Origin of the sequence: Streptomyces sp. NPDC008121, assembly GCF_042957155.1 — a bacterium.
In the GTDB taxonomy this organism is placed as follows: domain Bacteria; phylum Actinomycetota; class Actinomycetes; order Streptomycetales; family Streptomycetaceae; genus Streptomyces.
Genome location: NZ_JBIBHT010000005.1, coordinates 80,061 through 105,320, shown reverse-complemented (window position 1 = coordinate 105,320; position 25,260 = coordinate 80,061). Strand labels below are relative to the sequence as shown.

The 25,260-nt window shown below is 73.6% G+C and carries 24 protein-coding genes and 1 pseudogene; 12 read left to right on the top strand and 13 right to left on the bottom strand.

Annotated features, from left to right (window positions below; all coding sequences use genetic code 11):
- Positions 1 to 183: 183 nt before the first annotated feature.
- Complete coding sequence (locus ACFZBD_RS18080; RefSeq protein WP_391140569.1) at positions 184 to 1,245, bottom strand: oxidoreductase; 1,062 nt, start codon at positions 1,243 to 1,245, stop codon at positions 184 to 186.
- An 85-nt stretch (positions 1,246 to 1,330) separates the two neighbouring features.
- On the opposite strand from ACFZBD_RS18080, the gene ACFZBD_RS18075 reads away from it, so the two are divergent.
- From ACFZBD_RS18075 to ACFZBD_RS18060, 4 genes and pseudogenes are all read left to right on the top strand, one after another.
- Positions 1,331 to 1,651, top strand: coding sequence for an SMR family transporter (locus tag ACFZBD_RS18075; protein WP_391140568.1), 321 nt, complete (start codon positions 1,331 to 1,333; stop codon positions 1,649 to 1,651).
- Positions 1,651 to 2,214, top strand: a pseudogene (locus tag ACFZBD_RS18070) (TetR/AcrR family transcriptional regulator); the annotation flags it as partial. The gene ACFZBD_RS18075 and the pseudogene ACFZBD_RS18070, both read left to right, overlap by 1 nt.
- A gap of 154 nt (positions 2,215 to 2,368) precedes the next feature.
- Entirely contained in the window at positions 2,369 to 3,352 is a 984-nt protein-coding gene (dapD, locus tag ACFZBD_RS18065; protein WP_391140567.1) for a 2,3,4,5-tetrahydropyridine-2,6-dicarboxylate N-succinyltransferase, read from the top strand.
- Between the two features lie 86 nt (positions 3,353 to 3,438).
- Positions 3,439 to 3,651 carry a hypothetical protein gene (locus ACFZBD_RS18060; RefSeq protein ID WP_391140566.1) on the top strand — a complete coding sequence of 71 codons (213 nt, stop codon included), beginning with the start codon at positions 3,439 to 3,441 and terminating at the stop codon, positions 3,649 to 3,651.
- An 87-nt stretch (positions 3,652 to 3,738) separates the two neighbouring features.
- On the opposite strand, the gene ACFZBD_RS18055 is transcribed toward ACFZBD_RS18060, so the two are convergent.
- Positions 3,739 to 5,586 carry an endonuclease/exonuclease/phosphatase family protein gene (locus ACFZBD_RS18055; RefSeq protein ID WP_391140565.1) on the bottom strand — a complete coding sequence of 616 codons (1,848 nt, stop codon included), beginning with the start codon at positions 5,584 to 5,586 and terminating at the stop codon, positions 3,739 to 3,741.
- Positions 5,587 to 5,799: 213 nt separating this feature from the next.
- On the opposite strand from ACFZBD_RS18055, the gene ACFZBD_RS18050 reads away from it, so the two are divergent.
- A complete protein-coding gene (locus tag ACFZBD_RS18050) occupies positions 5,800 to 7,302 on the top strand; it encodes a hypothetical protein (RefSeq protein ID WP_391140564.1) in 1,503 nt (500 codons plus the stop codon).
- Between the two features lie 188 nt (positions 7,303 to 7,490).
- On the opposite strand, the gene ACFZBD_RS18045 is transcribed toward ACFZBD_RS18050, so the two are convergent.
- Positions 7,491 to 8,258 (bottom strand): SDR family oxidoreductase, encoded by a 768-nt coding sequence (locus tag ACFZBD_RS18045; protein WP_391140563.1) that lies wholly within the window; start codon positions 8,256 to 8,258, stop codon positions 7,491 to 7,493.
- Between the two features lie 198 nt (positions 8,259 to 8,456).
- Between ACFZBD_RS18045 and ACFZBD_RS18040 the strand changes: the two genes are divergently transcribed.
- Entirely contained in the window at positions 8,457 to 9,146 is a 690-nt protein-coding gene (locus tag ACFZBD_RS18040) for a GntR family transcriptional regulator (protein WP_391140562.1), read from the top strand.
- Positions 9,147 to 9,231: 85 nt separating this feature from the next.
- Here ACFZBD_RS18040 and ACFZBD_RS18035 read toward each other — a convergent pair whose 3' ends face one another.
- Complete coding sequence (locus tag ACFZBD_RS18035) at positions 9,232 to 10,461, bottom strand: TerD family protein (RefSeq protein WP_391140561.1); 1,230 nt, start codon at positions 10,459 to 10,461, stop codon at positions 9,232 to 9,234.
- A 36-nt stretch (positions 10,462 to 10,497) separates the two neighbouring features.
- Positions 10,498 to 10,737: a hypothetical protein gene (locus ACFZBD_RS18030; RefSeq protein WP_391140560.1), complete on the bottom strand. Its 240-nt coding sequence runs from the start codon at positions 10,735 to 10,737 to the stop codon at positions 10,498 to 10,500.
- 55 nt (positions 10,738 to 10,792) lie between these two features.
- Between ACFZBD_RS18030 and ACFZBD_RS18025 the strand changes: the two genes are divergently transcribed.
- Positions 10,793 to 11,824 (top strand): helix-turn-helix domain-containing protein, encoded by a 1,032-nt coding sequence (locus ACFZBD_RS18025; RefSeq protein WP_391140559.1) that lies wholly within the window; start codon positions 10,793 to 10,795, stop codon positions 11,822 to 11,824.
- 274 nt (positions 11,825 to 12,098) lie between these two features.
- On the opposite strand, the gene ACFZBD_RS18020 is transcribed toward ACFZBD_RS18025, so the two are convergent.
- Positions 12,099 to 12,908 (bottom strand): NAD-dependent epimerase/dehydratase family protein, encoded by an 810-nt coding sequence (locus tag ACFZBD_RS18020; protein WP_391140558.1) that lies wholly within the window; start codon positions 12,906 to 12,908, stop codon positions 12,099 to 12,101.
- 214 nt (positions 12,909 to 13,122) lie between these two features.
- Here ACFZBD_RS18020 and ACFZBD_RS18015 point away from each other — a divergent pair, with 214 nt between their 5' ends.
- Together ACFZBD_RS18015 and ACFZBD_RS18010 are read left to right on the top strand one after the other, a co-directional pair.
- Positions 13,123 to 14,130 carry a 5-dehydro-4-deoxyglucarate dehydratase gene (locus ACFZBD_RS18015; protein ID WP_391140557.1) on the top strand — a complete coding sequence of 336 codons (1,008 nt, stop codon included), beginning with the start codon at positions 13,123 to 13,125 and terminating at the stop codon, positions 14,128 to 14,130.
- Positions 14,127 to 15,260, top strand: coding sequence for a hypothetical protein (locus ACFZBD_RS18010; protein WP_391140556.1), 1,134 nt, complete (start codon positions 14,127 to 14,129; stop codon positions 15,258 to 15,260). The genes ACFZBD_RS18015 and ACFZBD_RS18010 overlap by 4 nt, the downstream gene beginning before the upstream one ends.
- A 29-nt stretch (positions 15,261 to 15,289) precedes the next feature.
- Here the strand turns inward: ACFZBD_RS18010 and ACFZBD_RS18005 are convergent, their stop codons facing one another.
- Positions 15,290 to 15,679, bottom strand: a complete 390-nt coding sequence (locus tag ACFZBD_RS18005) for a hypothetical protein (RefSeq protein ID WP_391141186.1) — start codon at positions 15,677 to 15,679, stop codon at positions 15,290 to 15,292.
- Positions 15,680 to 15,748: 69 nt separating this feature from the next.
- On the opposite strand from ACFZBD_RS18005, the gene ACFZBD_RS18000 reads away from it, so the two are divergent.
- Positions 15,749 to 16,294, top strand: a complete 546-nt coding sequence (locus tag ACFZBD_RS18000; protein WP_391140555.1) for a GNAT family N-acetyltransferase — start codon at positions 15,749 to 15,751, stop codon at positions 16,292 to 16,294.
- A 110-nt stretch (positions 16,295 to 16,404) separates the two neighbouring features.
- On the opposite strand, the gene ACFZBD_RS17995 is transcribed toward ACFZBD_RS18000, so the two are convergent.
- The 5 genes from ACFZBD_RS17995 to ACFZBD_RS17975 form a co-directional block, all read right to left on the bottom strand.
- Entirely contained in the window at positions 16,405 to 17,412 is a 1,008-nt protein-coding gene (locus ACFZBD_RS17995) for a zinc-binding dehydrogenase (protein ID WP_391140554.1), read from the bottom strand.
- A 176-nt stretch (positions 17,413 to 17,588) separates the two neighbouring features.
- The gene (locus ACFZBD_RS17990; RefSeq protein WP_391140553.1) at positions 17,589 to 19,037 is read right to left on the bottom strand and encodes a penicillin-binding transpeptidase domain-containing protein; all 1,449 of its coding nucleotides are present in this window, start codon (positions 19,035 to 19,037) and stop codon (positions 17,589 to 17,591) included.
- Positions 19,038 to 19,150: 113 nt separating this feature from the next.
- Positions 19,151 to 19,801, bottom strand: coding sequence for a response regulator (locus ACFZBD_RS17985; protein WP_391140552.1), 651 nt, complete (start codon positions 19,799 to 19,801; stop codon positions 19,151 to 19,153).
- Positions 19,798 to 21,042, bottom strand: a complete 1,245-nt coding sequence (locus ACFZBD_RS17980; protein WP_391140551.1) for a histidine kinase — start codon at positions 21,040 to 21,042, stop codon at positions 19,798 to 19,800. Before ACFZBD_RS17980 ends, ACFZBD_RS17985 begins: the two co-directional genes overlap by 4 nt.
- Positions 21,039 to 22,055: a hypothetical protein gene (locus tag ACFZBD_RS17975; RefSeq protein ID WP_391140550.1), complete on the bottom strand. Its 1,017-nt coding sequence runs from the start codon at positions 22,053 to 22,055 to the stop codon at positions 21,039 to 21,041. The genes ACFZBD_RS17980 and ACFZBD_RS17975 overlap by 4 nt, the downstream gene beginning before the upstream one ends.
- Before the next feature lie 229 nt (positions 22,056 to 22,284).
- Between ACFZBD_RS17975 and ACFZBD_RS17970 the strand changes: the two genes are divergently transcribed.
- Positions 22,285 to 22,779: a cupin domain-containing protein gene (locus tag ACFZBD_RS17970; RefSeq protein ID WP_391140549.1), complete on the top strand. Its 495-nt coding sequence runs from the start codon at positions 22,285 to 22,287 to the stop codon at positions 22,777 to 22,779.
- A gap of 60 nt (positions 22,780 to 22,839) precedes the next feature.
- Here the strand turns inward: ACFZBD_RS17970 and ACFZBD_RS17965 are convergent, their stop codons facing one another.
- On the bottom strand, positions 22,840 to 23,610 hold the full coding sequence (locus ACFZBD_RS17965; protein WP_391140548.1) for an IclR family transcriptional regulator C-terminal domain-containing protein: 771 nt from the start codon (positions 23,608 to 23,610) through the stop codon (positions 22,840 to 22,842).
- Positions 23,611 to 23,728: 118 nt separating this feature from the next.
- Here ACFZBD_RS17965 and ACFZBD_RS17960 point away from each other — a divergent pair, with 118 nt between their 5' ends.
- Positions 23,729 to 25,225, top strand: coding sequence for an aldehyde dehydrogenase family protein (locus ACFZBD_RS17960; protein WP_391140547.1), 1,497 nt, complete (start codon positions 23,729 to 23,731; stop codon positions 25,223 to 25,225).
- The last annotated feature ends 35 nt before the right edge of the window (positions 25,226 to 25,260 follow it).

Sequence of the window (25,260 nt, the reverse complement as noted above, 5' to 3'; positions counted from 1 at the left end):
GATCCCGCCCGCGGGCGGGGCGCAGCGCCGCGGGCGGGGCTACAACGAGGGCCGCGCCCCCCGCACACCGGTGCCCGGGCGGGCCCCGCCCGGGCCGGGGGGGCCACGGCCGTTCTCGCATACGCGTCCGGTCGGCGGCCGGCGGCGGAGGAGCCGCCTCCGGCCGGGCCGCGGACCGCGCTTTCAGCTGCCGGGCGCGGGGCTTCCCGCCGCCTGGAGGAGGACCGGCGCCAGGTTCTCCTTGCGGATGCGCTGGTCGACGTAGACGAGGCTGGTGACCAGCGGCGGGAAGACCGAGACGACGATCTGGCCGAGCGTCGAGAGGATCAGTGAGGCCGCGAGGAAGGGAGCCATCTCCGCCAGGACCTCGCCCGGCGACTCCGGGGCCGTCTCGGCGGTGAAGGTCATGGGGCTGGAGAAGAGCTGGGCGAACAGCTGGAAGAAGGAGCCGGCCATCCCCGAGATGAGGCCCGCCACCAGCAGGGCGCCGAAGATCCGCCACCAGGAGCCGTGCACCAGGCGCCAAGAGCGGCGCATCGCCTCCACCGCGCGCTGCTTCTCGAAGACCGCCGCCGACGGGGCCAGGCTCAGCTTCACCCAGAGCCAGGCCGTCAGCGGGAACAGCAGCAGCGCGCCGAGCAGGCCGAGGACCGGCAGCACCCAGGAGGCCGAGCCGGACTCGTTCGCCGTCGCGACGGCCGCCACGATCAGACCGACGAGGGCGGCGCCGAAGAGCGCCATGGGCAGCAGCATGAGCAGCATGGTGAGGAAGACCGTGCCGAGGACCGCCGGCAGGCTCGCCCAGGAGCGTCGCCAGACCGCGCCGAAGGTGGTGGGGCGCCCGAGCACCGCCTCCTGGAGGACGGCGGGGCAGGCCGCGTACACCAGACCGCTCGCGGCGACCATCACGATCATGGCGACGAGCCAGACGCAGACGGCCGCGATCAGCAGGGGCCGTACGTCGTCCCAGGACGGTTCGCGGGCGCCCGAGAGGTCGAGGACGGCGGACAGGTGGTCGCCGACCACCCCGTAGGCGATCCCGACCGCCGCGGCCAGGACCAGCGTCGCCGCGCCGTAGGCCGCCAGCGTCACCCCGAGCAGTTGCTTCCAGTAGCGGCCGAGGGTCGCGAAGGCGCCGGTCAGTATCTCGCTCAGCTTGAGCGGCACGAGGGGTATCACGCCGGGCTTCGGCGGAGGCGGTGGGGGAGGGTAGCCGTAGCCGTACGGTCCCGAGTGATGCGTCATGCGGGACACCGTAGCGGGAGGCCGTGCGTACAGACGTACGGATATATGTGTACGGGTGTCCCTATCCATGTGTACGCTCGTACACATGGGATACGGACTGCTGGCCGGAGCGATCGCGGCGGAGATCGTCGGAACGACGGCCATGAAGTACAGCGAGGGTTTCTCCCGCCTCTGGCCCTCCCTCCTCACCGTCGGCGGCTACCTCCTCGCCTTCGCCCTCCTCGCGCAGACGCTCAAGACGCTGGAGATCGGCACGGCGTACGCGATCTGGTCGGGTGTGGGCACCGCGGCCGTCGCCGCCATCGGCGTCCTCTTCATGAACGAGTCGCTGAGCCTCGCCAAGCTCGCCGGCATCGTGCTGATCGTCGTCGGCGTGGTCGTCCTCAACCTCGGCGGAGCGCACTGATGGCCCGCGCCCGCCGTCACGACCCCGAACGGCGCCGGCGCATCGTCGACGCGGCCCTGCGCGTCGTCGGGCGGCGCGGCATCGCCGGACTCAGCCACCGCACGGTCGCCGCCGAGGCGGACGTACCGCTCGGCTCCACCACCTACCACTTCTCCTCCCTCGACGAACTCCTCGTCGCCGCCCTGCGCCAGGCCAACGAAGGCTTCGGGCGGGCGGTCCGCGAGAGCCCCGGGCTCGCCGACCCCGAGGCCGACCTCGCGCGCGAACTGGCCGCGCTGATGGGCCGCTGGCTCGGCGGCGAACGGACGGGCGTGGAGCTGGAGTACGAGCTGTACCTGGCCGCCCTCCGCCGCCCCGTCCTCCGCCCGGTCGCCGCCGAGTGGACCGAGGCCGTCACCGACGCCCTGTCCCGGCGCACGGACCCCGTCACGGCGCGCGCCCTGGTCGCCCTCATGGACGGCATCTGTCTGCAGGTGCTCCTGACCGACGGGGCGTACGACGAGGCGTACGCGAGCGAGGTGCTGGCACGGGTGCTCGCCCCGGCGCCGGGGCGGACGTCGGGGCGCGGCCGGGCGGAAGGGACGCGCTCGGCGCCGGCGGCCGTGCCGGTGGAACCGCCGAATCGGGCGGTCGCGGCCTCGTCGGATCCGCCGGACGGCTCGACCGACACCTGAGACCGGTTGGCCCGCGCGGGGGCCCGCCCGTTAGGTTTTCCGCATGACCACTGCTCCTCGCACCACCGGCGCCGTCGCCGCCGGCCTCGCCACCCTCGCCGGTGACGGCACCGTTCTCGACACCTGGTTTCCCGCCCCCGAGCTGACCGAGGCCCCCGGCCCCGCCGGCACGGAGCGGCTCACCCCCGACGCCGCGGTCGACGCCCTCGGCGAAGGCGCCGCCAAGGCCATCGGCGTGGACGCCCGCCGGGGCGTCGAGGTGGTCGCCGTCCGCACCGTCATCGCCTCCCTCGACGACAAGCCGCTCGACGCCCACGACGCGTACCTGCGCCTGCACCTGCTCAGCCACCGGCTGGTCAAGCCGCACGGCCAGAACCTCGACGGCGTCTTCGGCGTCCTCGCCAACGTCGCCTGGACCTCGCTCGGCCCGGTCGCCGTCGACGACGTCGAGAAGGTCCGCCTCAACGCGCGCGCCGAGGGCCTCCACCTCCAGGTGACCTCGATCGACAAGTTCCCCCGGATGACCGACTACGTCGCCCCCGCCGGTGTCCGCATCGCCGACGCCGACCGTGTTCGGCTCGGCGCGCACCTCGCCGCCGGCACCACCGTCATGCACGAGGGCTTCGTCAACTTCAACGCCGGCACCCTCGGCACCTCGATGGTCGAGGGCCGGATCTCCGCCGGTGTCGTCGTCGGCGACGGTTCCGACATCGGCGGTGGCGCCTCCACCATGGGCACGCTCTCCGGCGGCGGCAACGTCGTCATCTCCATCGGCGAGCGATGCCTGATCGGCGCCGAGGCGGGCGTCGGCATCGCCCTCGGCGACGAGTGCGTGGTCGAGGCCGGTCTGTACGTCACCGCCGGCACGCGCGTCACGATGCCCGACGGCGAGGTCGTCAAGGCCCGCGACCTGTCCGGCGCCTCGAACATCCTCTTCCGCCGCAACTCGGTGACCGGCGCCGTCGAGGCCCGCCCGAACAACGCGGTCTGGGGCGGACTGAACGACGTGCTCCACAGCCACAACTGACCCGACGTGACCGATGCGGGTGACTCTGCGTTAGCACGGTGGCGCTGATCACAGCGTCACACGAGCAGAAAAGGCGAGGAGTCGACATGAGGACGAGGCCCACCGTCGGCGGACTGATCGGGGTACTGGCCGCCACGGCGGTGCTGGTGCCCGCCACGTCCGCCACGGCGGACGAGACGCACCACCACTCGCACAACGGGCCGCACGTCTCCCTGATCTCCGTCGGGCAGGTCGACGACCCGCTGGAGGACGTCCTGGAACACGCCGCGATCCTCGGCAGCACGTACGTCAAGGACTGACGCCACCCGGCGCCACGCGCACGGCCGCGGCCCGCCGACCGGAAGACGGTCGGCGGGCCGCGGCGCGTCCGGAGCGCTGCGGTGCGGCTACGGGCGGAAGCGCAGCACCTGCGGGTCGTGGTCGCTGTTCTGGTCGGCGAACTCGGCGTTGATGTGCACGCTGTCGTACTCGAAGCGACGGATCCCCGGGCTGGTCAGGATCTGGTCGAGGACCTGGCTGTTGCCCTGGTAGACGTACGAGTAGCGCTCGCCGCGCGGCAGCGACTTCACGGCCGGGTAGAGCGCCCCGCCGTGCGTCAGCGCCTTCGTGGTCTCGGAGAACTCGAAGTCGTTGATGTCGCCGACCACGAGCACGTCGGCCTGCTTCTCGATGGCGAGCACGTCCTTGACGAAGGCGTTCACGGACTGCGCCTGGAGCAGGCGCTTCGCCTCGGAGGAACGGTTCGGCGGCTGGTGGTGCGAGGTCAGGCCCTCGTCGCCGCCCTTCGAACCGAAGTGGTTGGCGATCACGAAGACGGTCCGGCCGCGGAAGGTGAACTCGCCCGCCAGCGGCTTGCGGCTGTTCTCCCACGCGGTGTTCGCCGGGTCGATCCGCCCGGGGGACAGGGTCAGCGCGGCGCGGCCGCGCTCGCCGCGGACGACACCGGTCGCGGCCGTCGCGTCGCCGCCCGAGCGGTCGGTGAAGGAGACCCGCTCCGGGTTGAAGAGGAAGACCTGACGGATGTTGCCGCCGGGCTCGCCGCCGTCCTTGTTGTTCTCCGGGTCGACGGAGCGCCACTCGTACGCCGGGCCACCGGCCGCCGCGATCGCGTCCGTGAACTTCTTCAGCGTCTGTCCGGCGGTGACCGTGCCGTCGTTCGTGGCGCCGTTGTCGTCCTGGATCTCCTCCAGGGCGAGGATGTCGGGCGAGGCCAGGTTGTCCACCACGGCCGCGGCCAGCGCGTCGAACTTCTCCTGCGGGTCGGACGGGTCGAGGTTCTCGACGTTGTACGTCGCCACGGCCAGCTCGTTCCGGTGCTGGCGGTCCGTGGTCTCGCGCTGCAGCCGGCGGTCCACGACCGTGCCCAGGGTGCGCGCGGTCAGGGTGTAGCCGCCGAACTGGTTGAAGTCCAGCGGGCCCTCGGTCCATCCGGCGAGGACGTCGCCGACGTTCGCCTTCGGGAAGGGCTTCTCCGCGATCGGGGTCAGCGACTGGATCTGGAGCCGGCCGGTGTTCTGCGCGGTGTACGAGCCGTAGACGGCGCCGCCGCGGCGGTTGTCGTTCTCCCAGGGCTTCACCGTGATCCACAGCTCGGAGTACGGGTCGGTGGCACCGACCACCCGCGAGGTGCCGACGCGGACGTTGGTGCCCTCCAGGGACTCGTAGTAGTCCAGGGCGTACGCCTTCGGCTGCAGTGGGAGGCCGTTGACGGAGCCGCCGGCGGCCGGGTCGCCCTCGGGGGCGTACGCGTCCGGCACGGACCGGCCGGAGATCGTCACGGGGGCCGGGACGGGGTTGCCGGAGGAGACCACGGTGACCGTCGGCCGGGAGAGCTGGGTGATCGACTGGTTGCCCGAGTTCAGGCCACCGGGGACGTACTCGCCGACGGTGCCGTCCACGCTGACCGCGTCGCCGACCGCGACGGTGGGCACGGAGCTGGTGAAGACGAAGAGGCCCTCACTGGTGGCCGGGTTGCCGTCACCCTGCGGGTCCTGGATCCAGAACCCGCGCGAACCGTAGGTGCGCACGCCGGTGACGACGCCCGTGACACCGGTGACCTGCTTGCCGACGAGCGGCGAGACGCGCGTGGTGCCCTGGACGTCGTGGACGCGGACGCCGGCGGCCGTCGTCGGAGTGGTCTCCGCCGAGGCGGAGGAGCCCGCGAGGAGCCCGGCGGCGAGCGCGGCGGACACGACGGCGGCGACGGCCGCGGATCTCGGTATGGAGGAAGGCATCAAGGAACTCCGGAGCTGCTTGGAGAATCGGTCAATAGATCTACGCGCGTCAATCTCTTGTCTGGGCGCCCCCCTTGTCAAGGGTCGACGGGTGTACGAAGGCTGACGGATCCGTGAACCGGATGACCTCGTCGGAATTGCGTCTACCCTGAAGGCCGTCTCTGACCGACCCGGGCCCCCACCCCCCGCCTAGCTTCGAGGAGAAGACCCTTCATGGCATCGGACCGCCCCACCCTGCCCCCCGTTCAGCTGCACACGGACGCGGAGCTGGCGCGGGACGCCCTGGCCACCCCCCTCCTCGCCCGTGCCGTGCGGCTCGCCCGCTGGGCGGGGCCGGAGACCCGGGTCGGCGCGGGAGGCGAGCTGATCGACGGGCAGCTGGCCGCGGCCGCCGAGGCGTTGGGCCTGGCGGCGGACGAGGACGGCGCCGCGTACGCGAGCGAGGCGTGGCGGGTCGCGGTCGACACGGGCCTCGTGGAGGTCGAGGACACGGACTTCGACGCCTCCGACGGTGCGCGCGACGCGGCGCGGGAGGGCGACGGAGACGAGGAGTCGGAGGCCGTCGGCACGGTCACGGCCGGCGAGAACCTCGCGCTCCTCACCGGAGGCGGTGCGCCGCGGGACGTGCTCGGCGTCTGGCTCGACGGCCTGGACGTGGTCTTCGCCGACGCTACCGCGCCCGTGATCGACGACCTCGCGGAGGCCATCGACGAGGACGGCGAGATCGACTTCGAGCTGCTCGACTGGAACCCCGAGGAAGAGGCGGAGTTCCTCGAAGGCGTGCTCGGCAACCTCTACCTGCTGACCGTCAGCGAGGCCGGGGCGGGCGACGGACCCGTACCGCTGCCCGCGCTCGCGGCGTCGATGATCGTCCCGGACGACATGGGCGAGCCGACCGACGACGTCCTGGAGCAGGTGTCCGAGGCGATGATGCGGCTCGACGACCAGTTCCGGCTGCTCGAACCGATCGGGCTCGTCGAATACCAGCCGGTCGACGAGGCGCTGATGGCGGAGGAGGGCGAGGAGCCGGCCCCGCCGGTCGACGAGGAGGACGTCACGCGGTACGGGATGGTGCGGCTGACGCCGCTCGGCCTGTACGGCGTCCGGGCGCGGATGCTGGAGGCGGGCGTGGACGCCCCGGCGGTCGGCGACCTGGCCGGCAAGGGCGCGGACGCGCTGCTCGACGGGATCGCGCACTACCCCCTGACGGCGGCCCGTGCCGAGACGGCCGGCTGGCTGGCCGGGCGGGACGCGGTGACGGCGGCGCGCGAACTGCTCGCGGCGGCGCGGGGCGCGGACGCGGGCTCTCCGCTGCGGCGCCTGCACTGCCAGCAGACGCTGGCCCTGGTCGGCGCGGAGGCGGAACCGGCGGTCCGCGAGGTCCTGGACGACGCGGAGCTGGGCGGCCTGGCGCGGGTCTGGCTGGCGGAGCGGGGCGCGGCGGACATTCCGGCGCCGCCGGAGTCGATGATCTTCTGGCTGGCGATCGACACGATCGCGGCGCAGCTGGACTCGGACGGCGACCTGGAGGAACTCCAGGAGCTGGTGGAGAGCCTGACGGGCCGCCACAGCGGCTTCTTCGAGGCGGCCTGGCGGGTGGAACACCCGGCGACGGCGGAGGTCCTGGAGGCTATGGGCCGCCTCCACCGCGACAAGCCCTCGGCGAAGGAGGCCCGCAAGGCCGCCTTCAAGGCCCGGTCCCGCCAGGGGGCGTAAGGGGGCCGCACCAGGGGCGGGGCCTCACGGCCGCTTGGCCTTCGGGCCCGAGCGGGGGCCGGGGCCGGCGCCCCGGGGTGCCGCCCTTGCCGCGCGCCCGGCTCGGCCGCGAGGCGCTGCCCGGGCTCCGTCCGGGCCGCCGACCCCGCCCGGGGGTGCCGTACCGGCGCCGCGCCGGTGCCGGCCGGTCAGGTGCGCAGGTAGGAGGCGCCGTTGAGGTCGAGGATCGTGCCCGAGGACCACTCCGCCTCCGGGGAGGCGAGCCAGAGGACCGCGGCGGCGATCTCGGGCGCCGTGGCCACCCGGCCGAAGGGGCTCTGGGCCAGGATGGAGGGGCCCTCCGGGCCCGTGAGGCGCGGGGCGACGCGTTCCGTCGTGAAGAAGCCAGGGGCCACCGAGGCGACGCCGATGCCGTGCGGGGCCAGGGCGACCGCCAGCGACTGGCCCAGCGCGTGGACCGCCGCCTTCGTCGCGCCGTACGCCGGGTGATCCGGCTCGCCCCGGAACGCCCCGCGGGAACCGATGTTGACGATCCGCCCGCCACCGCCCTGCCCGATCATCCGCCGCGCCGCCAGATGGCTCAGGTTCGCCGTGGCGAGCAGGTTCACGGAGACGTGCCGCTGCCAGATCTCCGCCCACTCCTCGTACGGCGTCTCCACCGGCGGATGCGGCAGGTTCACCGCCGCGTTGTTCACCAGCACGTCGATCCCGCCCAGCGCCTCCGCCGCGGCGGCCTCCACCGCCGCCGCCCCCGCCGGATCCGCCAGATCGCCGCCGACCAGCGCGTGCCCCGTGCCGTCCAGCGAGCCGAGGGTCTCGCGGGCCTCGTCGGCGCGGGTGCCGTAGTGGACGGCGACCCGGTCGCCCTGGGCGGCGAACGCCTGGGCCACGGCGCGGCCGAGCCCCCGCGACGCCCCGCTGACCAGGACCCGTCGACCGGACGCGGGCAGGTTCATGGAAGGTGGCCTCTCTGTTCGACTCTGGTTCGGCCGGCGTGCGTACGCGCACGGGACCGTGCGCCCCGAGATCCGGTGACCTCGGGGAGACGTACGCCGTCCCTCCACCGTAGAGAGTCCGCCGAGCGCTCCGCCGCACCCGTCCGCCGGGCCGCCGACCTGGTCAGTCCCACGGACTGACACCTAACATGTCAACTCATGGACGGACTGCGGCCCGTGGGCCGGACACTGCTGCGTGACCAGGCCTACGAGGCCCTGCGCGATGCCATCGTGCGCGGGGACCTGGCGCCCGGCTCCGTGATCAAGGACGCCGAGCTCGCCGAGCGGCTGGGCTTCTCGCGCGCCCCCGTGCGCGAGGCCCTGGCCCGGCTCGCCGACGAAGGCCTCGTGGAGACCAAGCCCCAGAGCTACACCCGGGTCACCCGACTGGTCAGCCGCGTCGTCCGGGACGCCGCCGCCGTCGTCCGGGTCATGCACGAACTCGCCACCCGCACCGGTGTGCCCCTGCTCGGCCCCGAAGGCATCCGCGCCATGCGCGAGGCCAACGTCCGCTTCGCCGCCGCGGTCCGCTCCGCCGACGTCGAGGCCGCCCTGCGCGCCGACGACGAGCTGCACCAGGTCCTCGTGAGCGCCAGCGGCAACCACGCCGTCGCCGCCACCATCGACCGCTTCACCCCGCTCCTGCGCCGGGTCGAACGACGGCTCTTCGGCGACACGGGAGCCTGCGGCTCGGCCGCCCTCCACGACCGGCTGATCGAGGCCTGCGCGGCGGGGGACACGGAGGAGGCGGTCCGGGTCACGACGGAGATCTGGCGCGCCCTCGAGGAGTTCGCCGACGACGCCGCCGACCTGACGGCCGTACGGAACCGCGTCCCTCAGCCGCACTGACTCCCCTCCGGACGCGCCGCTCCCGCCACCGGCGTCCCGTGCGGACGGTGGGCCGTCCGCACAGGACACCGGCGCGCGGACCGGATCAGAGCGCCTGGGCGGCGGGCTTCACCATGCCGCGGACGGTCCGCGACTTCACGAAGTCGCCCAGCGCCGTCATCTCCCACTCGCCCGAGAACTGCTTGATGAGCTTCGCCATCATCACGCCGGTCTGCGGCTCGGCGGTGGTGAGGTCGAAGCGGACCAGCTCCTCGCCGGTCGCCGCGTCCATCAGCCGGCAGTAGGCCTTGGCGACCTCGGTGAACTTCTGTCCCGAGAAGGAGTTCACTGTGAAGACCAGGCCGGTCGCGTCGGCCGGGAGGCGGCCGAGGTCGACGACGATGACCTCGTCGTCCCCCGCTCCCTCGCCGGTCAGATTGTCACCGGAGTGCTTGATGGAGCCGTTGAGGATGGACAGCTTGCCGAAGTAGCAGCTGTCGAGGTGGTTGCGCTGGGGGCCGTACGCGATCACCGAGGCGTCGAGGTCGATGTCCTTGCCGCGGTACGCCGGCTCCCAGCCGAGGCCCATCTTCACCTGGGAGAGCAGCGGCCGGCCGCCCTTGACCAGGGACACGGTCTGGTTCTTCTGGAGGTTGACCCGGCCCTTGTCCAGGTTGATCTTTCCCGTGGCGGCGGCGGGCGCGGGGGCCGCGGCGGGTGGGGGAGGCGTCGAGGCGGCCACGCGGGGGTCGGCGGGGGCGGCGGGCGCGGCCGCCACGGGGGCGGCCACCGGAGCGGCCGGGGCGAGGGCCGCGGCGGCGGGCGCGGCCGGCTCCTCGTCGACGGAGACGCCGAAGTCGGTGGCGATGCCGGCGAGCCCGTCCGCATAGCCCTGTCCCACGGCCCGCGCCTTCCAGGCGCCGTTGCGCAGATAGATCTCCACGACCACCAGCGCCGTCTCCGTGCCGAGCCGCGGCGGGGTGAACGTGGCGAGGACGCTGCCGTCGTCGGCGTCGCGGATCGTCGCGGTGGGCTCGATGCCCTGGAAGGACTGGCCCGCCGCGTCCGGGCTGGCGGTAACCACGATCTTCTCGATGCCGGCCGGTACCGCTCCGGTGTCGACGACGATCGCGTCCGGCGCCGCGCCGCCGCCGGAGCGGTACGTCACGCCCGGGCCGGCCGGCTGGTTGTAGAAGATGAAGTCGTCGTCCGAGCGCACCTTGCCCTCGGGAGTGAGCAGCAGGCCCGAGACGTCGAGCCGCACCGGTGCGGCGACGTCCACCGCCACGCGCGCGGCGGAGAGAGGGATGTTCGAGCCGGGGGTCATAGCGGTCATGCCAGGGCTAACGAGCGAGACCGCTTTGCCGTTCCCTTACCTTCGCCCCCTTCGGCCACTCTGATGACGGGGGTGGTTCCGGGCGGTGCGTTCGTTGCCGAACTTGTACGCGCCGGTCCAGCGGGCCATCACCAGCTGGGCGTCGCCCGACCCCACCTCGGCGAGGAACTTCTCCGCCCGATCGCCCCGCAGGGTCCCGGCGGCACGGCCGCGGTGGGTGAGCACGACCGTGCCGTCCGCGCGCCGCGCGTAGCTGAATCCGAAAGGCTGAGGCATGACGGGCATCCTGCCGGTCGGGGACCGGTCCGTCATGCGAATATTCTTGCGACTCGTGGGTGGGAGCTCTTTTCGTACGCGGGACGTCGACCAGGCGCGGGTGGAGATCGGCGCGCGGTACTACGCCAACGTCATGGACGTCATCGAGCGGTGGGACCGCCCCTTCGCGGCCCGTTTCGACACCGTCGAGCTGGGTCCCCTGGTCATCGGCGACCTCGCCTGCGGGGCGGACGTGCGGATGCGCTTCGGCGAGCTGGGGGCGTTCCACGTCAACGCTCCGATGGGCGGCGGCATCATGGAGCTGCGGCAGGGCGGCGGCCGGGCTCCGCTGCTCGCGACGGCGGCCGAGGCGGTGGTGCTGGACCCGCTGGGCGACACCGTCCTCGACCGGTGGAGCGGTGACTGCCGGGCGCTCTCCGTGAAGATCGACGCGGCCGCGCTGCGGGACCACCTGGAGCGCCTGACCGGCCGCCCGCCCCGCGGCCGGCTCTCCTTCGCGCCCCGCCTGGACACCTCGCGCGGCCCCGGCCTGGCGTGGGTGCGCTTCGCCCGGCAGGCCGCCCGGGAGGCCCTGCGCGGGGACAGCCTGGCCCACCACGAACTCGTCGCCCTGCCCTTGCAGGAGGCGCTGCTCAACGGGCTGCTGCTGGCGGCCGAGCACCCGTGGCGCGAGGAGCTGGACCGCCCCGGCGAACGGCTGCGGCCCGCCCCCGTCAAGCGCGCGATGGACGCCGTACGGGCGCGCCCCGAACACCCCTTCACCACCACCGAACTGGCCGCCCTGGCCAAGGTGAGCGTCCGCAGGCTCCAGGAGTCCTTCCGGGAGTACGTGGGGATGTCACCGATGGCGTACGTCCGGGAGGTCCGCCTGGACCGGGTCCACGAGGAGCTCAGGAAGGCGGACCCGGGCGAGCGGGGAGTGGGCGAGGTGGCCTGGCGCTGGGGGTTCGCGCACCAGGGGCGGTTCGCGGCGCGGTACCGGGCCCGGTTCGGCGAGACGCCCTCGCAGACACTGCGCGGGTCGGCCTCCTGGAGCGCGTCCGGACCCGACCCGGGCTCGTCGCCCGCCGGACCCGCGGGCCGGTAGGCCCGCGGTCTCGTCCGACCCGTCGCCCCGGGGCCGTCGCCTCCCGCGCCGTCGCCGGCGGCGGGCGCGGCCCGCCCCACAGGTCCGTCGCGTTATCCGGACAGCCGCCGCGCTGCGCGGATCGTGCCGCCCGGGCGGTGGTCCTACAGTGCGGAGGTCGGGTGTGCCACGCATGCCGTGACCCGGGCCCCGGCCGGCGCTCCCCCGCATAGTCCGGCCGGGCCCGTGTATCCGTCTGCTCCGTGCCGCCCGGCGCCGTGCCGGGCGGGCGGGTTCAGTGCGGCCAGCGCGGCGGGTCGGTGCAGAAGTGGCCGCCCAGGTGCGCCTCCGCCGGGTCGTCGTCGGCCGGCAGCCCCCGTTCGGCGATGATCCGCTCCGCGAACGGCTCCGAGTCGTCCCGCGGTGCGTACCCGAGCGCCCGGGCGGAGGAGAGGTCCCACCACAGGCGGGTGTTGGCGGAGGAGCCGTAGACCACCGTGTGACCCACGTCCTCCGCGGTGAGCGCCGCGTGCAGGAGCCGGGCGCAGTCGGGCGGGCTCAGCCATATCGACAGCATCCGTACCGAGGTCGGCTCGGGGAAGCAGGAGCCGATCCGCACCGAGACGGTCTCGATCCCGTGCGCGTCCCAGTAGAACTGCGCCATGTCCTCGCCGAAGGCCTTGGAGAGGCCGTAGAACGTGTCCGGGCGGTGCGGGGTGTCGACCGGGACGAGCGGATCGTCGCCGCGCGGGCGCGGGGTGAAGCCCACCGCGTGGTTGCTCGACGCGAAGACGATCCGGCGCACGCCCTCCTCGCGCGCGGCCTCGTAGAGGTGGTGCAGGCCGGTGACGTTGGCGGCCATGACCTTCTCGAAGGTGGACTCCAGCGAGATCCCGGCGAGATGGACGACGGCGTCGACGCCGCGGACGGCCTCCCGCAGCGCCTTGCGGTCGGCGAGGTCGGCGACGATCGCGTCCGGTGCGCCGTCGACGGGCGCCACGTCGAGCAGCCGCAGGTCGTATCCATGGGCGGGCAGCAGCTCCCGCATGAGGGTGCCGACCCCACCGGCGGCGCCGGTGAGCAGGACGGTGCGGGGTGCGGGCATGCAAGAGATCTCCGTCCGTAGATCGAATTCACAACCATGGACACGCTAAGGAGTGGCTCCAAGGTCGTCAAGAGTCCCTGGACGGGCCGTCAAGAGTCCATTCGGGGGAGGGTGAGTGCCTTGACCCGCGCTCCCTGGCTGCTCTAGCGTGAAAGCGTTCATAAATATGGACTACAATCAGAATTGTGCACGACGGACTTCTCTGGGAGCGCCCGTGACCTCAGCCCCGCTCGCCGACCGGCTCGACGGCCTGCTGTTCTTCCCCGTCACCGCCTTCGGTCCGGACGGCACCGTCGACCTCGACCTCTTCCGCGCCCATGTGCGCGCCGGCGTCGAGGCGGGCGCGGCCGCGGTCTTCGCCTGCTGCGGGACCGGCGAGTTCCACGCCCTCACCCCGGAGGAGTTCCGCGACTGCGTCGCCGCCGCCGTCGAGGAGACCGCGGGCCGCGTCCCCGTCGTGGCCGGCGCCGGCTACGGCACGGCGCTCGCGATCCGGTACGCCCGCCTCGCCGAGGAGGCGGGCGCCGACGGGCTCCTCGCCATGCCCCCGTACCTCGTCGTCGCCGACCAGGCGGGGCTGCTGCGGCACTACACCGCGCTCGCCGCCGCCACCCCGCTCGACGTCATCGTCTACCAGCGCGACAACGCGGTCCTGACCCCCGAGACCGCCGTCGCCCTGGCCCGCGTCGAGGGCGTCATCGGCCTCAAGGACGGCCTCGGGGACCTCGACCTCATGCAGCGGATCGTCAGCGCCGTACGGGCCGAAGGCCTCGGGCTGCTCTACTTCAACGGCCTGCCCACCGCCGAACTCACCGGCCTCGCCTACCGCGGCATCGGCGTCACGCTGTACTCCTCCGCCGTCTTCTGCTTCGCCCCCGACATCGCCCTCGCCTTCCACCGCGCCTTCGCGTCCGGGGACGACGCGACCGTGGAGCGGCTCATCGACGGCTTCTACCGGCCGCTGGTCGAACTCCGCGCCAAGGGGCGGGGATACGCCGTCTCCCTCGTCAAGGCGGCGGTGAGGATGGCGGGTCTGGACGTGGGGGAGGTACGGCCCCCGCTGAGCGAGCCGGCGCCCGAGCACCTGAAGGAGCTGGCCACGATCATCGAGCGCGGGCGCGCGCTGCTGGCGACCGGGGACGGTGGAGCCGGTGGCGCCGACGGGTCCGACGCCCATGGCGAGGGCCGGGACGGCGGCGCGGGCGCCGGGGCCGCGTCGTGAGGGCCGGGACCTTCGTCTACCCCTGGGACGTGGTCGGCGACCCGGCCGCGCCGGCCCTCCTCGCGGACCTTGGCGTCACACAGGTCACCCTCGCCTCCGCCTACCACTCCACGCGCGCGCTCACCCCCCGCCACCCGGCGCACCGGGTCGTCACCGCCGAGCACGCCGCCGTGCTCTACCCCCCGGACCCGGCCCGCTGGTCGGGACGGGCCCCGCGGCCGTACCCGGCGGGGGAGTGGGCGCCGGGCGACGCGTTCGGCGACGCGGCGCGGGCGCTGGCCGAGGCGGGCCTGGAGGTGCACAGCTGGGTCGTCCTCGCCCACAACTCCCGGCTGGGCGCCGAGCGTCCGGACACCTCGGTCGTCAACGCGTACGGCGACCGCTACCCCTGGGCGCCGTGCATCGCCATGCCCGCCGTCCGCGCGTTCCTGGTCGACCTCGCCGCCGAGGCGGCGGTACGGCCGGGGGCGGCCGGCACCGAGCTGGAGTCCTGCGGCTGGTACGGGCTGGCCCACCTCCACGCCCACGACAAGACGGCGGGCGTGCCGCTGGGGGACGCGGAGCAGTACCTGATGTCGCTGTGCTTCTGCCCGTCCTGCCGGCAGGGGTACGGGGCGGAGGGCGTGGACCCGGACGGGCTTGCGGCGGCCGTACGGGCCGCCCTGGAACCGGTCTGGGCCGGGCGGCCCGCGGGACGGCTCGGGACCGCCGACGCCGACGCGGCCCTGTCCTGGCGGATCCGTACCGCGCGCGCCTTCCAGGAGGCCGCGGTGGAGGCGGTCCGGGCGGCCGCCCCGCCCGGCTTCCGCGTCCTGCTCCACGCGGACCCGCGCCCCGACCGCTGCGGCGCCAACGCCGGCACCGACCCGGCCCATGTCCTCGGCCTCGCGGACGGAGTGGTCACCCCGGCCGCCTCGGTCGCCCTCTTCGCCGCCCACGCGGCCCCGGGCTCCGTCCTCGCGGCCAACCTCCCGATCGTCAGGGGCATGGGAGGCTCCCCGGCCACCCTGGCCGCCGACGCGCGGCGCGCGGCCGCCGCCGGAGCGACCGAACTCCGCCTCTACCACGCGGGCCTTGCCTCGGACGCGGACCTCACGGCGGTACGGGCGGCCCTGCGGACGCCGGCCTGAACCACGGCCGGGGCGGGGGGGCGTCGGCGTCAGGCCACCGCCTTCCTCCCGCCGCGGTTCTCGTACCGCAGCGCCGCCCCCGTCAGCACCGCTCCCAGGCCCTCCCACAGGCCCACGCCGAGGAAACCCGCCGGCGCGCGGCCCGTGAGGACGGCCAGGGTGAAGACGGCGCAGGTGAGGAGGCGGAAAGGGACCGTCCAGCGGAAGAAGGGCTTCCAGTCGGCGCAGGCGGCCAGGACGTAGTAGACGCCCATGTTCAGCGCCGCCATCGAGGAGGCGGTCAGGAAGACCAGGGTGTGGTCTCCGTCCGCGCGTCCCGTGCCGGGTATGGGGTCGAAGCCCATGACCGTGAGCAATGTGTCCGGGGAGACGAGACCCACCACCCCCAGGGCCGCGGCGAGCAGCCCGAAGACGGCCATGGTCCAGCCGGACAGGGAACGGGGCAGACGCACGGCGGTCCTCCGCGGAGTCGAATCTATGCTCGGGTCATGAGTGACCTTGCATATCGCGTCGCGGGCCCCGCGGACCAATCGGCGATCGCCGCGCTCGACGACTCGTTCACGACGGAACACGTCTACGAAGTCGCCGCGGGCGCCGTCGGGTTCGGACTCCGCATGGTCGCCGTCGACCCGCCCCTGGCGAAGGTCTTCCCCGAGGACGAACCCGACGCCCCGGACACCGACGACGACGCGCACGAGATCGTGGCCGTCGACGCGGACGGCACGGTCCTGGGCGTCGTCGCCGTCGCCGTCGAGGAGTGGAACCACCGGCTCGTCATCCGCCGGATCACCGTCGAACCCGCGCATCGCGGCCGCGGCATCGGCGGCGAACTGATGCGCCGCGCCCTCGCGTACGGCCGTGACCGGGGGGCCCGTACCGCCTGGCTGGAGGTCACCAGCGTCAACGTCCCGGCGGTACGGGCCTACCGGCGCATGGGATTCCGGCTCTGCGGCCTCGACACCACGCTCTACACCGGCACGCCGTCCGAGGGCGAGACGGCCCTCTTCATGGCCAGGCCCCTCGAAAGGCCTTAGGGCCTTTCGTTTGGATCAGGCCGGATCCGGGAGCGGGGCCCTAGCTGTTCTGTCCCGGGAGGTTGTGGACGGGTGAGCCAGGTCTCGGCTGAGGGAGCTTGAAGGGGGGATCAGCTCTGCGTCTCCCCGCGGCCTCCCACAGCGGCCGCATCGGGTACGACGAGCAGCTTGCCGGTGGTACGCCGAGCCTCCAGATCGCTGTGGGCCTGGGCGGCCTCCGACAAGGCGTAGCGGCCCGTCACGGTGACCTCAAGCGCCTTGGAGCGCACCCACTCGAACACGTCGGCGGCCCGTCGGAGCAGTTCGGACCGATCGGCGATGAAGTGCCCGACGCTCGGCCGGATCAGGGTCAGCGAACCGTCGGCGAGCCGCATCGGATCAAACGGAGGCACGGCACCACTGGCCGCGCCGAAGAGCACGAGATGGCCGCGGGTTCGCAGGCTGGCGAGGCTCGCATCGAAGGTGTGCGCGCCGACGCCGTCGAAGACGACCGGCAGTCCCTGACCGCCGTTGAGCCGCCTCACCTCGGCTGCGAGATCGTCGACCGCGGAGGAAAGGATCACCTCAGCGGCCCCGGCACGCTTCGCCAGCTCGGCCTTCGCCGTGGTCGACGTCGTGCCGATCACCCTGCCGCCGAGATGGGTGATGAGTTGGGTCAAAAGCAGCCCCATCCCACCAGCAGCCGCATGCACGAGCACCGTGTCGCCCCCCTGAACCGGGTAGGCGTCCTTGACGAGATAGTGCGCGGTCATGCCTTGGAGGAGCACGGCGGCGGCTGTCTCGAAGCCGATATCGTCGGGCAGCGGCACCAGCCGGGAGGAGTCCACGACGGCCCGCTCGGCATACGTGCCGGGAATCTCCACCCAACCGACCCGGTCCCCGACGGCGACGTCAGCGACGCCGGGTCCGACTTCGACGACCGTGCCGGCGCCCTCAGCGCCCGGGGTGAAGGGCAGCGGGAGGCTGTACCGGCCTTCGCGGTAGTAGACGTCGAGGAAGTTGACCCCGGATGCGGCGACCTCCACGATCGCCTCGCCCGGACCCGGCCGCGGCTGGTCCACCTCGGCCTCCTGCAGCACCTCGGGACCGCCCACTTCGTACACCTGAATCGCTCGCATGACCCCTCCAAAAACGGCTCGTCCCCCACCAACCCCGTTGCCGGCGATCCGATTCCCGGCAAGCGGACAGCCCGCCGCCCCCGCGCGCCGTCGACGACCACTCCCGCCTCGCCTGCAGCGAGATCCACGCGGACGAGAGGAAGGAGACCGCCACCTCCTTCTGGCCTACACGGAGGTCACCCCAGCGCCGCCTTCATCATCTTCTGCGCCACCGGGGCCGCCAGTCCGTTGCCGCTGACCTCCGAGCGTGCCGCGCCCGAGTCCTCGATCAGGACGGCGACCGCGACCTCCTTGCCGGTGCCCGCGTCCTTGGCGTAGGACGTGAACCAGGCGTACGGCGTCTTGCTGTTGTTCTCGCCGTGCTGCGCGGTGCCCGTCTTGCCGCCGACCTCCGCGCCGTCGATCGCCGCGTTGCCGCCCGTGCCCTTCTCCACCACGGTCACCATGGCGCTCCGCAGCTGCTCCGCGACCGACGAGGAGAGGATCCGCTCGGTCTTCCCGTCCTCGAAGGACTCCAGGGCGTCCCCGTCCGCGTCGGAGACCTCGGAGACCATGTGCGGCGACGCCATGAGTCCATCGTTGGCGATCGCCGCGGACACCATGGCCATCTGCAGCGGGGTGGCCGTCACATCGAACTGGCCGATCCCGGTCAACGCCGTCTGGGCCTTGTCCATGTCGGACGGATACACACTCGGATAGGCGCGCACGGGCACGTCCTGCTCGGTGTCGCGGAAGCCGAACTTCTCCGCCATCGCCTTCACCTTGTCCTGGCCGAGGTCGACGGCCAGCTTGGCGAAGACGTTGTTGCAGGAGTACCGCAGGGCGGTGCGCAGGGTGGCGTTCTCGCAGGGCGCGGAGGCGTTCTCGTTCTTCAGGACGGTCCGGGTGTTCGGCAGCGTGTACGGATCGGGGCTCTCGGTCGGCGTGTCGACCGAGCCGTACAGCCCGTCCTCCAGCGCGGCCGCCGCGACGACCAGCTTGAACGTCGACCCGGGCGGCAGCGGCTGCCGCAGCGCCCGGTTGACCAGCGGCTTGTCCTCGTCGGTGGTCAGCTCCCGCCAGGCGGAGCCGTCGTTCAGGCCCGCGATCTTCGAGGGGTCGTACGACGGGGTGGAGACCAGGCCGAGGATCCGGCCGGTCTTCGGGTCGATGGCGACCGCCGCGCCCTTGTTGTCCCCGAGCGCTTCGTACCCCGCCTTCTGCACGGCCGGGTCGATCGTGGTCAGGACGTCGCCCGGCTCCTGCGCCGAGCCCGTGAGGGCGTCCAGCGGGTTCTTCAGCCGGGTGTCCGTGCCGTCCAGGACGTCGGAGTAGATGCCTTCCAGCTGGGTGGAGCCGTACGCCTGCGAGCTGTAGCCGGTGACGGCCGCGTACAGCTCACCGTCGGTGTAGTCCCGCTTGTACGCGAGGTCGGTGCCCTCCGTCTTCTTCGAACCGGTGACCGGCGAGCCGGCCACGATGATGTTCCCGAGCGGCTGCGCGTACTGCGCCATGATGTTCCGCCGGTTGCTCTTGTCGTCCGCGAGGGCCTTGCCTTCGTACGCCTGTATCCAGGTCGCCCGGCCCAGTAGGGCGAGCACCAGGAGCAGCGCGAAGACCGAGGCGCGCCTGATCGTCTTGTTCATCCCATATGCGGGACGACCGAAGGGGGACCGGACGTTCCGGATGTGTCCGGTTTCTCAGGGAACCTTCATGCGGTCGTCGGGCGTAGGTTCGATTCAGGATCCGGCGTGCGGGCTCACCCCGCTCTGACGAACCCCGATTCGTACGCCTGGATCACCGCCTGCGTCCGGTCCCGGGCGCCGGTCTTCGCCAGGACCGCCGCCACATGGGTCTTCGTCGTCGCCGGGCCGACCCCCATCCGGGCCGCGATCTCCGCGTTCGTCAGGCCCGTCGCCATCAGTCGCAGCACCTCCGACTCACGGTCGGTGAGCCGGGCGGCCCAGGGCGGCGGCGCCGAGGGACCGCGCCGGGCGTGCTCGGCGGCCAGACCCCGTACCGCCGCCGGATAGAGCAGCGAGTCGCCGCGCGCCACCAGGCGTACCGCCCCGACCAGCTCCTCCACCGCCGCCCGCTTCAACAGGAACCCCGCCGCGCCCACCCGCAGCGCGTCGTAGACGTAGGAGTCGTTCTCGAAGGTCGTCACCACCACGACCCGCGGGGGCTCCGCCATCCCCGCGAGGATCTGCTCGGTCGCCCGGATCCCGTCGATCTCCGGCATCCGCACGTCCATCAGCACCACGTCCGGCCGCAGCTCGCGGACGACCGACACCGCCTCGGCGCCGGTCGGCGCCTCGCCGACGACCGTGAGGTCCGGCTCCGCGTCCAGGATGACCCGCAGGGCGGTGCGGACCATCCGCTCGTCGTCGGCGAGGACGATCCGGATCATCGTCCACCCGCCACGGGCAGCCGGACGGCGAGCCGCCACATCCCGTCGGCCGGCCCTGCCTGGGCCGTGCCGCCGAGCAGCCGGGTCCGCTCGGCGATGCCCCGCAGGCCGCGGCCCCCGTCCGGGCGGGCCACCGGCGCGCGGCCGGGCAAGGGGTTCTCCACGGTGATCTCCAGCTCCTCTTCGTGCAGGGCGAGACGCGCGGTCACGCGCGCCCCCTCCGCGTGCCGGGCCGCGTTGGTCAGGCCCTCCTGGACGATCCGGTACGCCTCCCTGGACACCGCCTCCGGTATCCGGTCCAGCGTCCCGGTCACGGTCAGCTCCACCCGCCGTCCCGCCCCCGCGACCAGCGCGTCGAGCGAGCCGAGCCCGGGCCCCGCCGGCTCGCCCTCCTCGTCGCCCCGGCGCAGCAGGCCGAGGACCGCGTCCAGTTCGCCGACCGTCCGCCGGGTGGTCTCCTCGATCGCCGCCAGCGCCTCCCGGACGAACTCCACATCGGAGTCGAGGACCTTGCGGGCGGCGCCCGCCTGGAGCGTGACGGCGCTGAGCGCGTGGCCGACCGAGTCGTGCAGTTCGCGGGCGAGCCGGTTGCTCACCGCCAGCTCGGCGGCGCGCCGTTCGGCCGCCGCGAGACGGTCCACCCGGCTCGGGCCGAGCAGCCGCGGGGCCAGCCGGGCGAGCAGCCCCCCGGCCCCCGCCGCGACGGCGGAGAGCGCCAGGAGCATCAGCAGCCCCAGGGGGACGCCGGCCCAGGCCGCCCAGGCGTGGTCCGCGTTCCCGTAGAGGCTCGCCGCCGAGGCCCGCAGCGAGGCCGAGAACGGCAGGGCGATCAGCGTGAGCGCGAACGGCGGCACGGCGAGGGACGCCCCGCTGACCAGCGCGCCGACGCCGAGGTGCAGCGTGAACCAGGCCGCCGTCCGGGCCTGGTCGGCGCGCCCCCGGGCCGGGCCGTCGGCCAACCGGTGCGCCGGCACCCCGCACAGCGCCTGGACCGCCGCCACCGACATCGGCCGGACCAAGGGGAAGAACGAGGTGGCGGCGGCGATCGGCACGCCGATGGCGTACGCCGCCGCCTGCGCCGTCAGACCGCCCGTGAACGCGGATGCCCCGCCGGCGAGCGGCCCCGCGACCACGGTGCCGACGAGCCAGTACGGCATGAACAGGGCGCCGCCGAGGATGAGATGGATCCACCGTCGTCGCGTCCGCTGCCCGAGCAGGGCGCGGGCCCGGCGGGCTCTCACGCGGCGCGTCGGCGGAGGAAGACGGCCAGACAGCCGGCGAGCAGGAACCCGGTGATCATTTCGCCAGCGTAGGTCACCTCCATCAGGACCGAGTGCGCTTTCTCCTGATCGGTCTCGGGCATCAGCGACACCAGGCTCAGATACGCGCCCCAGCAGCCGAGACCGCCCGTGGCGACCCAGCCGGGACCGAGGACGGCGAGGACCGGGAGCCCGCGGGGCCGTCGGGAGACGAGGAGCAGGACGGCGCCGACGGCGACGGCGGCGAAGAGCACCCGCGTCCACTCCAGGACGGCGACGTCGGAGGTGCGCTGTGCCATGCGGGCCGCCGAGAGGCCGGCCGTGGAGCCGAGCGCCCACCGCACGTGCGGCGCGGCGGAGGCGACGGCGAGCACGGCGGCGGTCACGGCGGCGATCCGCACCGGGGCGCCGGTGGACCGGGCGGGCAGCTCGCCGAGGGTGCCGCGCCAGAGGTGGCCCCACCGGTCGCGCGCGTAGAGGAAGAACAGGGCGCCCAGGGCCGCTCCCTGGACGATGAAGCCTCCGTAGACGACGCCGAAGACCCACTCGTCGAGGAACGGCCGGGCCGGACCGCCGTCGGCCGTACGGTTCCCCGGGCCGGTGAACAGGGCGGTGACCAGCTGCGCGGGGAAGGCGACCATGATCGGGGCGAGCAGTCCGGTCGCCACCCACAGGGGGAAGGCGAGCAGCCAGGCCCGTACGCGCAGGCCCCACGGCTCGGTGAGCAGCCGGGCGAGGACCACGACCAGGGCGTCGGCGACCACGGAGACCGTGTTGGCGACGATCAGCAGCGTCCGGTGGTCGAGGAGCGGGCTCCCGGCCGGGATGCCGATCTCGCTGCCCGCCACCCAAGCGATCTTGAGGGCGATGTAGGGCAGGCCGGCCACCGCGGCGAAGGTCCGCAGGACGCGGCGGGCGGTGCCGGGGCGCGCCCCCCGGGTGGTGCCGGGGCGTGCGGCGGCGGGCCGCGGCGCGGGAGGGAGGGTCCGTGTCATGGCTCTCACGCTTCCGTGCCGGCGGCCGCCGCACCTCCTGCCCGGCGACGATCCGCCTCCGCCGGGCGGGGGAGACGGCCTCGCACCCCGGGGGAGAGCCCCCCGCATCCGGGGGAGACGGCGTCGCGCCCCGGGGAGGCGGCGTCACGCACGGCCCGGGAATTGACCCATGATCTCGGGTGCCGAATGCACCCTGTCATCGGTCACTGTGCGCACTAAAGTGATCTTCATGAACACGCCGCAGACCTTCGCCCCGCTCCTGACCCGCGCCGCCGACGCCGAGACCACCGCCGACCCGAGCAGTGTGATGACCCTCCTCGCCGACTCGGACACCACCGGCGGTCTGCTCACCAGTTACCGCTCGTCCTTCGCGAAGGGGGCCGTCGGCGCCCCGGCGCACTTCCACACCAAGGCGTCGGAGATGTTCTTCGTCCTGGGCGGCTCGCTGCAGGTGCTGGTCGGCGAGGAGCTGAGCGTGCTGGAGGAGGGCGACTTCCTGCTCGTGCCGCCCCACACTCCGCACGCCTTCGCTGCCGCCCCGGGCGCCGAGGCCGACGTGCTCTTCGTCTTCACGCCGGGCATGGCCCGCTTCGACTACCTGCGGCTGCTCGGCCGGGTGATGCGGGGCGAGGCGAGCTTCGAGGAGATCAAGGAGTCCTCCGAGCGCTTCGACAACCACTACGTCGACAGCCCGGTGTGGCAGCGGGCGCTCGCCGAGCGCTGACCGCCGGGCGGGGCGGGGCGCTTCCGGCGCCCCGCCCCGCACCCTCGGGGCCGGCGCCCGTCAGAGCCGGCGGGTCGCCAGCGTCAGCCGGTCGCGGGCGTCGAACAGCGCGTCCTTGATCATCTGCTCGTGCCCCGGGGTCAGCCGCGCCACCGGCACCGAGCAGCTGATCGCGTCCCGCGCCGGGGTCCGGTACGGGATCGCGATGCCGAAGCAGCGCAGCCCGAGGGTGTTCTCCTCGCGGTCCACCGCGTACCCCTGCTCGCGGATGAGGCGCAGCTCCTCGATGAGCTTCTCGCGTTCGGTGACGGTGTGCTCGGTCAGCGCCGGCAGCGTCTCCGGCAGCATCTTGCGGACCTGCTCGTCGCTGTGGGTGGCCAGCAGCGCCTTGCCCAGCGAGGTCGAGTGGGCGGGCAGCCGACGGCCGACGCGGGTGAACGGCCGCAGGTAGTGCTGGGATTGACGGGTCGCCAGGTAGACGACGTTGGTGCCGTCGAGGCGCGCCAGGTGGATGGTCTCGGTGGTGTCGTCGGAGAGCCGGTCCAGGGTGGGCCGGGCGGCGGCCACCACCTCGTCGCCGTCGATGTACGACGTGCCGACCAGCAGGGCGCGGACGCCGATGCCGTACCGCGTGCCGGTCGCGTCGGTCTCCACCCAGCCCAGCTCGACCAGGGTGCGCAGCAGCATGTACAGGCTGGACTTGGGGTAGCCGACCGCCTCCTGGACGGCGGCGAGCGAGTGCATCCCGGGCCGCCCGGCGAAGTACTCCAGCAGCTCCACCGTCCGCACAGCGGACTTGACCTGTGACCCACCCGTGTCGGCCGTCGACATCGCCCTCGCCCCTCTCGTCGCCGCCCCTTGTGGAGACGGCCCGCCCGTCAATAGAGTCCCATTCAGCTACAGGAATCGTGTTCAGAATAGCGAACAGCTCGTGAAGAGGGGCATCTCGGTGGCGGCTGAATCAGTGTGGAGTGTGGACCCCCGGACGGGGAAGCCGCGCGAACAGGTTGCGGTGGAGGCCACAGCGGCGGAGGTCGACGAGGCGGTGCGGGCCGCCCACGCCGCCCGGGGCGCGCTCGCCGACCGTACGGCGCGGGCCGCCCTGCTCCGTACCGCCGCCGACCTCCTCGACGGGGCGGCCGCGCACGTCATCGAGGCGGCCGACGCCGAGACCGCGCTCGGACCGGTCCGGCTCACCGGCGAACTCGCCCGCACCACGGCCCAGTTGCGCTCCTTCGCGGCCGTCGTCGAGGAGGGCGCCTTCCTCGACGTCCGCATCGACCTGCCCGATCCGACGACCACCCCGCCCACGCCCGACCTGCGGCGGTGGAAGATCCCGCTCGGGGTCGTCGCCGTGTACGCGGCGAGCAACTTCCCGCTGGCCTTCTCCGTCCCCGGGGGCGACACCGCCAGCGCGCTCGCGGCCGGCTGCCCCGTGGTGGTCAAGGCCCACCCCGACCACCCGGCCACCTCCGAACTCTGCGCGTCCCTGCTGCGCCGCGCCGCGGCCGCCACCGGGCTGCCGGAGGATGTCGTCGTCCTGGTGCACGGCTTCGACGCCGGCGTGGAGCTGGTCCGCCACCCGCTGGTCGCGGCGGCCGGCTTCACCGGTTCCGTACGGGGCGGGCGGGCGCTCTTCGACGCGGCGGCGGCCCGGCCCGTGCCCATCCCCTTCCACGGCGAGCTCGGCTCCCTCAACCCCGTCGTGGTCACCGACGCGGCGGCCCGGGAGCGGGCCGAGGAGGTCGGGACCGGCCTCGCGGGCTCGATGACCCTCGGCGAGGGCCAGTTCTGCACCAAGCCCGGCTTCGTCCTGGCGCCCGCCGGCGAGGCGGGCGACCGGATCGTCGGAGCGCTCACGGCCGCCGTCAGCGAGACCGAGCCCGGCGTCATGCTCGACCACCGCATGCGGGACGCCTTCGTCGACGGCGTCCGGGAGCGGGCCGGGCTGCCGGGGGTGGCCGCCCCGGTCACCCCGGGCGCCGGCGGGGAGCACACCGTGAGCGCCGGCGTCCTCACCGTCGAGGCGGCGGACCTGCTGAAGGGCGGGCACGAACCGCTCCTGGAGGAGTGCTTCGGCCCCGTCACCGTCGTCGCCCGCTACTCCTCCCGCGAGGAGGTCAGCGAGATCCTGTCCCGGCTGCCCGGCAACCTCACGGCGACCCTGCAGATCGCGACCGACGACGACCCGGACGCCCCCGGCCTGCTCGCCGAGCTCACCCCGCTGGCCGGCCGCGTGCTCGTCAACGGCTGGCCGACGGGCGTGGCGGTCGCGAACGCCCAGCACCACGGCGGACCGTACCCGGCCACCACCTCCACCTCCACCTCGGTCGGTGCCACCGCGATCGAGCGCTGGCTGCGCCCGGTCACCTACCAGTCCACCCCCCAGCACCTGCTCCCCCCGGAGCTCCGCGACGGCAACCCGCTCGGCCTGCCGCGCCACTGACCCGGCCGGGGACGATCGCCGGCGCCGCGGCCCCC